The sequence below is a fragment of the Streptomyces sp. NPDC006544 genome (assembly GCF_040611715.1).
GTDB lineage: Bacteria > Actinomycetota > Actinomycetes > Streptomycetales > Streptomycetaceae > Streptomyces.
In genome coordinates this window covers 132,308-142,073 of record NZ_JBEXOV010000005.1, presented here as the reverse complement: position 1 = coordinate 142,073, position 9,766 = coordinate 132,308, and the positions used below count along the sequence as shown (strand labels likewise).

8 protein-coding genes are annotated in these 9,766 nt (G+C 73.1%); 3 read left to right on the top strand and 5 right to left on the bottom strand.

Annotated elements, in window-relative coordinates:
- A partial coding sequence (locus tag ABZY44_RS04305) for a glycoside hydrolase family 16 protein (RefSeq protein WP_356650052.1) occupies nucleotides 1-720 on the top strand: 720 nt, incomplete at its 5' end.
- 141 nt (nucleotides 721-861) lie between these two features.
- On the opposite strand, the gene ABZY44_RS04300 is transcribed toward ABZY44_RS04305, so the two are convergent.
- On the bottom strand, nucleotides 862-1,911 hold the full coding sequence (locus tag ABZY44_RS04300) for a hypothetical protein (RefSeq protein ID WP_356650051.1): 1,050 nt from the start codon (nucleotides 1,909-1,911) through the stop codon (nucleotides 862-864).
- 26 nt (nucleotides 1,912-1,937) lie between these two features.
- Here ABZY44_RS04300 and ABZY44_RS04295 point away from each other — a divergent pair, with 26 nt between their 5' ends.
- On the top strand, nucleotides 1,938-2,666 hold the full coding sequence (locus ABZY44_RS04295) for an SOS response-associated peptidase (RefSeq protein WP_356650050.1): 729 nt from the start codon (nucleotides 1,938-1,940) through the stop codon (nucleotides 2,664-2,666).
- A 138-nt stretch (nucleotides 2,667-2,804) separates the two neighbouring features.
- On the opposite strand, the gene ABZY44_RS04290 is transcribed toward ABZY44_RS04295, so the two are convergent.
- From ABZY44_RS04290 to ABZY44_RS04280, 3 genes are all read right to left on the bottom strand, one after another.
- On the bottom strand, nucleotides 2,805-4,226 hold the full coding sequence (locus ABZY44_RS04290) for a hypothetical protein (RefSeq protein WP_356650049.1): 1,422 nt from the start codon (nucleotides 4,224-4,226) through the stop codon (nucleotides 2,805-2,807).
- 378 nt (nucleotides 4,227-4,604) lie between these two features.
- Nucleotides 4,605-5,783, bottom strand: coding sequence for a serine hydrolase domain-containing protein (locus ABZY44_RS04285; RefSeq protein WP_356650048.1), 1,179 nt, complete (start codon nucleotides 5,781-5,783; stop codon nucleotides 4,605-4,607).
- Nucleotides 5,784-5,946: 163 nt separating this feature from the next.
- Nucleotides 5,947-6,801, bottom strand: coding sequence for a GNAT family N-acetyltransferase (locus ABZY44_RS04280; protein WP_356650047.1), 855 nt, complete (start codon nucleotides 6,799-6,801; stop codon nucleotides 5,947-5,949).
- 395 nt (nucleotides 6,802-7,196) lie between these two features.
- Between ABZY44_RS04280 and ABZY44_RS04275 the strand changes: the two genes are divergently transcribed.
- Nucleotides 7,197-8,873: a carbohydrate binding domain-containing protein gene (locus ABZY44_RS04275; protein ID WP_356650046.1), complete on the top strand. Its 1,677-nt coding sequence runs from the start codon at nucleotides 7,197-7,199 to the stop codon at nucleotides 8,871-8,873.
- A gap of 76 nt (nucleotides 8,874-8,949) precedes the next feature.
- Here the strand turns inward: ABZY44_RS04275 and ABZY44_RS04270 are convergent, their stop codons facing one another.
- On the bottom strand, nucleotides 8,950-9,759 hold the full coding sequence (locus ABZY44_RS04270; RefSeq protein WP_356650045.1) for a hypothetical protein: 810 nt from the start codon (nucleotides 9,757-9,759) through the stop codon (nucleotides 8,950-8,952).
- Nucleotides 9,760-9,766: the final 7 nt, after the last annotated feature.

The window sequence follows — 9,766 nt, the reverse complement described above, 5'->3', positions numbered from 1 at the left end:
TGCCCCGCGCCCCAGTGGGGCACCGGGGAGGTCGAGAGCATGACCGACTCGACCGACAACGTCCGCCTCGACGGCCGGGGCGTGCTGGAGATCGTGCCCACCCGCACGGACGGCCGCTGGAGTTCGGGCCGCATCGAGAGCAGGCGCGCCGACTTCGCACCGCCCCCCGGCGGGACCCTGCGCGTCGAGGCCTCGATCGCCCTCCCCGATGTGACCGGCGCGAAGGCGGCGGGCTACTGGCCGGCGTTCTGGACGCTCGGGGCGCCGCTGCGCGACGGGTACACGGGCTGGCCCGGCATCGGTGAGATCGACGTCATGGAGTCCGTCAACGGGCACGACGGCGTCTTCGCGACCCTGCACTGCGGGATCCTCGAGGGCGGCCCGTGCCAGGAGCCGACGGGCCTGACCTCGGGCCCGCGCCCGTGCGACGGCTGCCGGTCCGGATTCCATTCGTACGCCGTCGAGGTCGACCTCACCCCCGGCGCGGAAGAGGTGCGCTGGTACCTCGACGGCCGCGTGCACCACCAGGTGGCAGCGTCCCGGATGGACCCGGACACCTGGAAGCGGGCGGTGGACCACGGACTGTTCCTCATCCTCGACGTGGCCATCGGGGGCAGCCTCCCGCTCGCCGACGGCGCGGGTCCCGGCCCGGACACCGAACCGGGCCACCCGATGCGCGTCGAGCACGTCACGGTCTCGAGCCGGCCACGAGCCGCCTAGCGAGGTGCAGCGCCCGGCGCCCCCGGGTGGGCCGGAGCGTACTCCGGCCCACCCGTACCCCGGCCTGGCCGTACCCGGGCCGCCCCGTGCCGCGACCACCTCCGTCGCGGCACGGGGCGTCCGTCCCTGCGACGGTCCTTGTCATCGCCCTCGCCCCCCGTCCGCGTCCCCGTCCCTGTCCGCGCCCTCGGCCCCGGCCAGCTCCTCCAGTCGGCGGGTCGCGCGCTCCCCCGCCCGCAAGGCCGTGGCACGCGCCCGCCCGGCCTGGCCGCGGACGCGCTTCGCTTCCCGGGCCGTCTGCTGGGCCCCGTCCACCCGTTGCCGCAAGGCGGCGAGTTCTTCGCGCAGCGCGGCCAGGTCACCTTCGGCCCGTTCCCAGGCGGATTCCGCCTCGGCCTGCTCCTCCTCGGCCTGCCGCAGCGCTGCCGAGGCCTCCGCAGCCTCCTTCCGCGCCGCCGCCAGGCGGGCCCGCCGCCCCTCCGCCGTCCGCCGGGCGCCCGCGCCGTCCTGGCCGTCGCCGTGGCCGTGGCCGTCGCCGTGACCATGACCATGACCATGACCGTCATGGTCCCCGGCCCCGGCGGGGGCGGCTGCGGTCGTACCGCGGGGCCCCGGAGCGGGTGGCGGGGGTACGGCGCCCGGGTCCGGTTCCAGCCCGTCGAAGCCGACCGCGGCCGCCGGCGCCGTCACCATGCGGCCGGCCGCCCACTCCAGAGCCGCTCCCTCATCGGCCAGCACCCCGTGGAAGAGCTGCTCGAGCTCCCGGAGCACGCCCGCTCCGAGCGGCTCGCCCGCATCGGCCGCCAGCTGACCCGCCTCACGGGCCAACGCGCCGATCACCTGGTGCTGCTCGTGCGTCAGCGTCCGCAGCTGCCCGCCGTCGAGCTCCCGGTGGGCACGGCGCAGCCCCGCGCCGAGGCGCAGCAGCGCCTGGGCCTGATCGGGACGGGTCCGGGCCACCAGGTTCGCCGCCCACACCGCGAGTCTCGGTCGGCGCAGCCGTCCGACCGCGGCAGCCGCGGCCTTGTCCTTCTCGCGCCGGGCCCGGGCCACGTAGGCGTCGCGGGCCGCGGTGAACTCCACCGGCCTGAGCCCCGACAACTCGAAGATCACCGCGTCCACGTCCATGGCCACCACCATGCCCCGCGCCACGGCCGCGCCCGGGGAACGGCGCGTTCGGCCCTGCCCCACGGCCGAAGGGTGGGACAGTGGAGGGCATGTGCGGCCGATACGCCTCCTCGCGGGCGCCCGAAGACCTCGCCGGCCTCTTCGGCGCCCGCCTCGGCCCGGACCCGGCCCTCGGCCCTTCCTGGAACGTGGCGCCCACCGACGAGGTGTGGGCGGTCCTGGAACGCGCGGCCCGGGACACGGGAGAGGTTCAGCGGCGCCTGCGCCCCGTGCGATGGGGGCTGGTGCCGTCCTGGGCGAAGGATCCGGGCGTGGGGTCGCGGATGATCAACGCGAGGGTGGAGACCGTTCACGAGAAACCCGCCTACCGGCGGGCGCTTGCCAAGCGCCGCTGCCTGCTGCCCGCCGACGGCTTCTACGAGTGGGTCGCCGTACCGGCCACGGAGTCGGCCAAGGCCTACAAACAGCCGTACTTCATCCGGCCCGAGACCGGAACCGTGATGGCGATGGCCGGTCTGTACGAGTTCTGGCGTGACCCGGCCGTCGCGGACGACGACGACCCCGCGGCCTGGCTCACCACGGCCACGATCATCACCACCGAGGCGACCGACGCGGCCGGCCGGATCCATCCCCGGATGCCCCTGGCCCTCGACCCGGACGACTACGAAGCCTGGCTCGACCCCTCCCACCAGGACACCACGGACCTCCGCGGCCTCCTCCACACCCCCGCCGACGGACGCCTCGCGGTGACCGCCGTCTCCACCGCGGTCAACAGCGTCCGCAACAACGGCCCGCACCTCCTCGATCCCGGCCCGTGACGCCCGGCGGGTCCGCCGCCGCCCCCGCTCGCCCGGGGAGGGGGTCCGGCCACCCCGCGTCGGGAGGGGGCCGGTATCCCGCGTCCCGCGCGGGTGCGGGGGCGCCCCGTACCCGGTGCGGCCGGTCCGGGCGTGCGGTCAGGAGCAGTTGATGAGGAGCGAGGTCAGCGCGGTGCAGGTACGGGCGGCGCTGTTGTTGGCCGCGTTCGGGTCGGTCGGGCTGCTCGCGGTCCGGGTGGCGGTGACGGTGTAGGCCCTGCCGAGGCTGAGCGTCGCGACGGGCACGGTGAACCGGCGGGTGGTGCTCGCGCCCGGGGCGAGGTTCGCCACCGTGCAGGTGACAGCTCCCGCCGCGACGGCGCACTGGGGGCTGGTGGCACTCATCGGGGCGGTGAGCGGGGCGGTGACGGTGCCCGAGACCGCGGTGGCGGGACCGGTGTTGGTGACGGTGAGCGTGTAGTCGATGTGCCCGTTCAGCAGGCCGGGTACGGGCGTGGCGGTGAGGGCGACGGCGAGATCGGCGGCCGGCGGGACGGGGGTGACGGTCAGGGAGACCGGGGCGTGGCCGGAGGCGATCGTGCCGGTGACGGCATTGCTCGCCGTGTCGATCACGGACAGGCTGTCGCTGCGGTAGTTGGCGACGTAGAGGTGTTTTCCGTCGGGGGTCAGGGCCGCGTCGACGGGCGCGGAGCCGACGGGGACGACGGCCACGACGGCGTTGGTCCCGGTGTCGACGACGGAGACGTTGGCGGAGACCACGTTGACGACGTAGGCGCGGGTGCCGTCGGAGGAGACGGCCACGGCCTGGGGGTAGAAGCCGCCGGTGGCGATCGTGCCGACGACCGTGTTCGTGGCGGTGTCGATCACGGACACCGTGTTGCTGGAGTTCCCGGTGACGTAGAGACGGGTGCCGGCGGGGTTGACCGCGATCCTGCGGGGATCGCCCGCGACGGGAATGCTGGCCGTGACGGCGTTGGTCGCGGTGTCGATCACGTCGATCCGGGAGTCCGCGGCGCGGGTGACGTAGACGCGGGTGCCGGCGGCGTTGACGGCGAGGTACACCGGGTTCCCGGCGACGGGGATGCTGGCGGTGAGGGTGTGGGCGGCCGGGTCGAGCACGTGCACGGCCTGCGCGGCGCCGTCGGCCACGTAGCCGCGCGTCCCGTCGGGGGTGAAGGCGATCTGCGACGGGAACTGCCCGAAGGGGAACGTGGCCGTCACGGTGTTGGTGGCCGTGTCGATCGCCGTGAGCGTGGCCGCGCCGGAGTGGGACACGTAGACCCGGGAACCGTCCGGGGTGGTCGCGGCGTTGGTGGGTCCGTCGCCGACGGGCACGGTGGCGACCGTCGCGCCGGTGACCGTGTCGATCGCCGACACGCTGCCGTCGTCGCTGTTGGTGACGTACGCCGTCGGGTGCTCGGGCGCGGCTCCCTGCGCCGAGCCCGCCGCCGCGGCCAGGGTGCCCGCGACGAGCACGGTGGCCGCCGCCCAGGTCGTGACCCGGCCGGCCAGTCTGCCCCGGCGTGAACGTCCGGGTCTGATCGTCGCGTCCATGCTCATGGTGATCGTTCCTCCCCTTCGCGGCCCCCACCGTCGCGCGGGGCCGTGCGTACGCAGCGTGCGGCGGCCACCGGGTCGGTGGCCACCGGGCCTTCCGTACGCGGGCACCCCTGCGGGGCTGTCCGCGCGCCGGTACGCCTCGGGCACGATTTTGGCCGCACGGAGGGGACGGGGAGGGGTTCTTGGGGTTCTTCGGGCGTGCGGGGGACACATGTGGCATGGGCAGGCCGGGGCGGCCCGGAGTTCCCCGGGCCGGCCGACACGCTCAGCCGGCTCCCGGGGCCGGCCGAGAACCCCAGCCCGCTCCCGGGGCCGGCCGGGACCCTCGGCCGGCCCGCGGGCCGCGGGTCCCGGGCCGCTCCCCGCGGGTCGTCGACGTCAGCGGCACAGGGCCGTGTCCACCACGCTCTCGAGGTGCTCCGTGCCCGCCCCGTCGGTCGGGACGCTGGTCACCGCGACGCTGACGGCGCGGCCCTTCTCGGTGACTCCGCCCCGGGTCTCGTACCCCGGTATGTCACCCCCGTGGCCCCAGTACACGCCGCCGCACGACAAGGGCCTGCTGATGAGCCCGAGTCCGTATCCGGCGCCGGTGTCCCCGATGGGGACGGTGGCCCGCATCTGGGCGAGCTGGGCGTCCGGGAGGAGGCCGCCTCCCAGGAGCGCGGTGAAGAACCGGTTGAGGTCGGAGTTGGTGGAGATCATCTGGCCTGCCGCCCAGGCCACCGACGGGTCGATCTCCGTGACGTCGCGCAGGGGCGCGCCCGCCGCCTCCCTGAGGTAGCCCCGGGGGTGGGCCTCTCGGATGCTCATGTCCCCGGGGGCGGGGAAGGAGGTGTGGCGTAGCCCGGCGGCCTTGATGACGCGCGTGTCGATCGCCTCGGCGAGGGGCCGGCCTGTGACCTTCTGGACGATCAGGCCGGCCACCACGTAGTTCGTGTTGCTGTATCCCCAGTCCTTACCGGGGTCGAATACGGCCTTGTGCCGGAAGGCGATGTCCAGGAGGTCACGGGGTTCGAAGTAGCGGTGTCCGAGGATGTCGTCGTTCACGTCTTCCTCGTAGTCGGGAAGTCCGCTGGTGTGCTGCAGCAGTTGACGGACCGTGATGTGGCGTCCGTCGATGCCCTCCCCGCGCACGAGGCCCGGCAGATAGGTGTCGACCATGGTATCGAGGCCGATCTTCCCTTCGCCCACCAGTTGCAGCACGACCACCGCGGTGAACGTCTTGGTGGTGCTGCCGATCCGGACCTGGCCGTCGGTCGGCACCTTCGCGCCGGTGGTCACGTTCCCCACTCCCGCGGTGTAGGTGCGGGTGCGGCCCTCGCCGTCCCTGACGCTCGCCAGGGCGGCGGGCAGTCCGTCGGCGCGCACCAGCGCGTTCAGCCCCTGCTGGACGGCGTCCGGCCTGGTGGCGGCGGACGCGGTGGACGGCGCCGGCACACCCACCGTCAGGACGCCCGCGGCCAGCGCGGCCACCGCCGCGGCCGGCAGGGCCCTGCGCAAACCACCGCGCCCCGGCCGCCCGGACGTACGAAACCTCTGCGACACCTGTTCACGCACGAGCCAACTCCTGTGGAATCGTTGGGGATCCAGCGGTGTGTTCCGGGCCCCACACTTCCGGACGCGAGCGGCCCGGGCGATCCGGCTGTCCGCCCTGCCCCGGTAGGGCTACCCCCCGGCTCCGGTACGCCGGGCCGAGCGCGAACGGAGGGGGACACGTGCCTCAGAGTTCGATCGAGCGGTACTCGTCCAGCACGGCGAAGCCGGTGCTCTCGTACAGGCTCATCGCGACCTCGTTGCCGCCGAAGACGTTGAACATCATCGCCTCGTCGCCGCCCTGCCGGGTGGCCCACTCGCCGACGGCCATCGCGGCGCGGCCGTAGCCCTTGCCGCGGTGCTCCTCGTAGACCTCCAGGGAGAAGCCGAAGGTCACGCCGGGCAGGAAGCCGTGGTTCACCCAGCCGGTGCCGATCACCTGGCCTTCGGCTTCCATCGCGTAGAAGGCGTGGCCCGGGGTGTGGAATCCCTGCGGCAGGTGGCGGGCGAAGTCCTGGTCGGACTTCTCCTTGGCCTGCTCCGGGGTGCAGGCTCCGGCCCGGACGATGTCCGCGATGTACCCGGCCTCCTCGCCGGCGTACCAGCCCGGGTACTCCTCTTCGGTGAGCCGGCGGACCGTCAGGCCCGGCGGCAGCTCCGGCTGCTCGACGGCGACGCGCATCCGGTTCTGTCCGCGTACCGGATAGTCGGCGAAGACCCCGGCCGCGCCCCCCGTGATCCGGACCTCCACCTGCCGCGCGCCGTGCTCGGCGCACCACCGCTCGGCCCACGCGCGCCCGTCCGGCACCGTCAGGTCGTGGATCCGGCCCACGGTCGCGCCGTTGTCCCCCATCACCCCGACGGCGATCCAGCCGGTGCCGTCCGTGGCCACCGTCCAGTCGTCGATGCCCTTCGCGGCCCGTTCCCACAGGGCTCGTGCCAACGGCTCCGAGCAGCCCGCGGCCCGGTATCCGGCCAGTACGCGCCCCTCGAACCCGGCTCGCCACTCGTCCCGGTCGGCCACGATCTCTATTCCGCTCATCCGGCCACCCTACGCAGGGGTACGGACGGGGCCCGAGCCATTTAAGGGCGGTCACGGACGGTCACGCGCGGTCGGGGGAGAGAGGTGGTCGGGGCGGGTGGCCACCTGCCGCCACAGGCTGGCGAAGGAGCGGTCCCCTTGTCAACCCTCATGGTTAGTAAACCTTCCGATTGGGGCCGCCAACTTCTTGATGGTCCAGACCTGTTGACGGCGGACCTTCCGGAGGATTAGGTTCCCGGCCACGAAGCGCTACGACGTCAACTCCCCCCAGCAGAAGCGGCGTACGGCCCGAGACGGGCCTGACCTCCATGGTTCCGTCACCCGCTCGGTCTCCGCGGTCCACGCCCGGGCGTCGCGCTTCACGCCGTCCCCCCATTCCCACTGGAGGCACTTCCTTGCGTACCCCCATCCGAACCCGTGCCCGTCTGGCCTGCGGCCTGGGCACCGCGCTGCTCGCCGCGGCCGCGGTACTGACGTCCCCCGGCGCCGCGTTCGGCGCCAATCTGCTCACCAACGGTGACCTCGAGGCCGGCACCACGACCGGCTGGTCCTGCTCCGGGGGCCTGGGCTCCGTGGTCGGCTCCCCCGTGCACGGCGGCGGCAAGGCGCTCGCCGGCGCGGCCAGCGCGTCCGACAACGCCCGGTGCGCGCAGACCGTCGCGGTGCAGCCCAACACCACGTACACGCTCTCCGCGTGGGTCCGCGGCAGCTACGTCTACCTCGGAGTCACCGGCGGCGCCTCCACCTGGACCACCTCGACCGGTGCCTACTCCAAACTGACCGTCGGCTTCACCACCGGCGCCTCCCAGACCAGTGCCGAGGTCTACCTCAACGGCTGGTACGGCCAGGGCACCTACTACGCCGACGACATCACCCTGGACGGCCCCGGCGGCACCGTCGACACCCAGGCGCCCACCACGCCCGGCAACCTCACCTCCTCCGGCAAGACCTCCACCAGCGCCTCCCTGACCTGGACCGCCTCCACCGACAACGTCGGCGTGAGCGGCTACGACGTCTACCAGGGCGGCAGCAAGGTCGCCACCTCGACCACGACCGGCGCGACCGTCAGCGGCCTGACCCCCAACACGGCCTACGCCTTCACCGTCCGGGCCCGCGACCTGGCGGGGAACACCTCGCCGGCCTCCAACACCGTCAACGTCACCACCGACAACGGGACCGTGCCGACCGGCTTCAAGCAGGCCGCGCCGTACCTCTACCTCGGCTGGGGCAACCCGCCGAGCGCGACCGCCGTGATGAACGCGACCGGCGCGAAGTGGTTCACCATGGCGTTCATCCTCTCCTCCGGCGGATGCAATGCGTCCTGGGACGGCCAGCGCCCGCTGACCGGCGGCGTGGACCAGAGCACCATCGCCTCGATCCGCGCCGCGGGCGGCGACGTGGTGCCCTCCATCGGCGGCTGGCAGGGCAACAAGCTCGGCCCCAACTGCTCCACCCCCGAAGCCCTGGCCGGCGCCTACCAGCAGGTCATCAACGCCTACGGCCTCAAGGCCATCGACGTGGACATCGAGAACACCGACGAGTTCGAGAACGCCGTGGTCCAGGACCGCATCCTGGGGGCGCTCAAGATCGTCAAGCAGAACAACCCCGGCCTGAAGACCATCCTGACCTTCGGCACCAGCACCACGGGCCCGACCAGCTGGGGCAACCGCCTGATCGAGCAGTCGAAGGCGCTCAACGCCGACATCGACGTCTTCACCATCATGCCGTTCGACTTCGGCAACGCCTCGACGGACATGTACGCCAGCACCGTCAGCGCGACGGAGGGCCTCAAGGCCAAGCTCAAGTCCACCTTCGGCTGGAACGACGCGACCGCCTACGCCCGCATCGGCATCTCCGGCATGAACGGCGTGAGCGACACGCAGGAGACCACCACGGTCCAGAACTGGACCGACATCCGCAACTGGGCCAACTCCCACCACATCGCGCGCCTCGCGTTCTGGTCGGTGAACCGCGACCGCGGCTGCCCCGGCGGTGGCCTCCAGGAGACGTGCTCCGGCATCGCCCAGAGCGACTGGCAGTTCACCTCCATCACGGCCGGCTTCACCGGCTGATCCCCCTTCCCCCACGGGCGGGGGCCGTCGCCGCACACCGGGGACGGCCCCCGCCCGCTGCCGTCGCCAGCGCGGGTCAGGAATCCGTGCTGCCGGCCGGCTGCTCCTGGCGCCGTCCGAACAGCCGGGTCAGCCATCCTCCGAGGAGGATCAGGGCGACACCCAGCGCCCACATCCCGCCGCCGAAGATCAGCACGGCGATGCCGATCGGCACCAGGAGACCGGCCATGGGCAGCAGCATCGCGGACAGCGGCGGGGCGGGCTGCCCGGCGCGGGCCCGGGCGCGGACCAGGTCCGGGTACCACTGGGTGAAGCGCAGGGCCCCCATGATGCTGAGGACCTGGATGACCCATCCCGTCCAGACGTTGTCCGGGTCGTGCAGCACGAGGTCGCCGTACGCTCCCGCGACGGCGTTGATCAGGAAGGCCAGCCCCCAGGCCCCGGTGATCATGTAGTTCGTGCGCTTGAACGCGGGCGTGTCCCAGAGCTGCGGGTCGACCTTCTCCCGGGCGTACTGCAGGGTGAAGGGCACCCTGAGCAGCATGGAGCCGAACGCGATGACGACGAGCGCGAGGTTCGAGACCTCGCCCGCATAGGTCTCCAGCCAGCGCCGCGTGCCGTCGCTGGCGAAGATCCCCACGATCGTCATGGTCGCGAAGAACACCACGTCGGAGAGCTCGAGGATCTTCAGCGAGGTACCCGGGCGCACCAGGCGGCTGCCGACGACCAGGCAGACCGAGAGGGCGAGGGCCAGCGCGACCGACCACTCGAAACGTCCGGGACCCACCACGAGGGAGAAGACGATCCAGGGGGACAGACCCACGAACGGGCTGTCCAGGAACCGCGCCACCTTGCTCTCGCCGCGGGCGTCAGCCGTGCGTGCCATGGACCCG

Excerpts from the sequence above, each read along its gene's own strand:
- ABZY44_RS04295 (WP_356650050.1), top strand. The coding sequence starts at position 1,938 with ATGTGCGGCCGATACGCCTCCTCGCGGGCGCCCGAAGACCTCGCCGGC.
- ABZY44_RS04290 (WP_356650049.1), bottom strand. The coding sequence starts at position 4,226 with ATGAGCATGGACGCGACGATCAGACCCGGACGTTCACGCCGGGGCAGA.
- ABZY44_RS04280 (WP_356650047.1), bottom strand. The coding sequence starts at position 6,801 with ATGAGCGGAATAGAGATCGTGGCCGACCGGGACGAGTGGCGAGCCGGG.
- ABZY44_RS04270 (WP_356650045.1), bottom strand. The coding sequence starts at position 9,759 with ATGGCACGCACGGCTGACGCCCGCGGCGAGAGCAAGGTGGCGCGGTTC.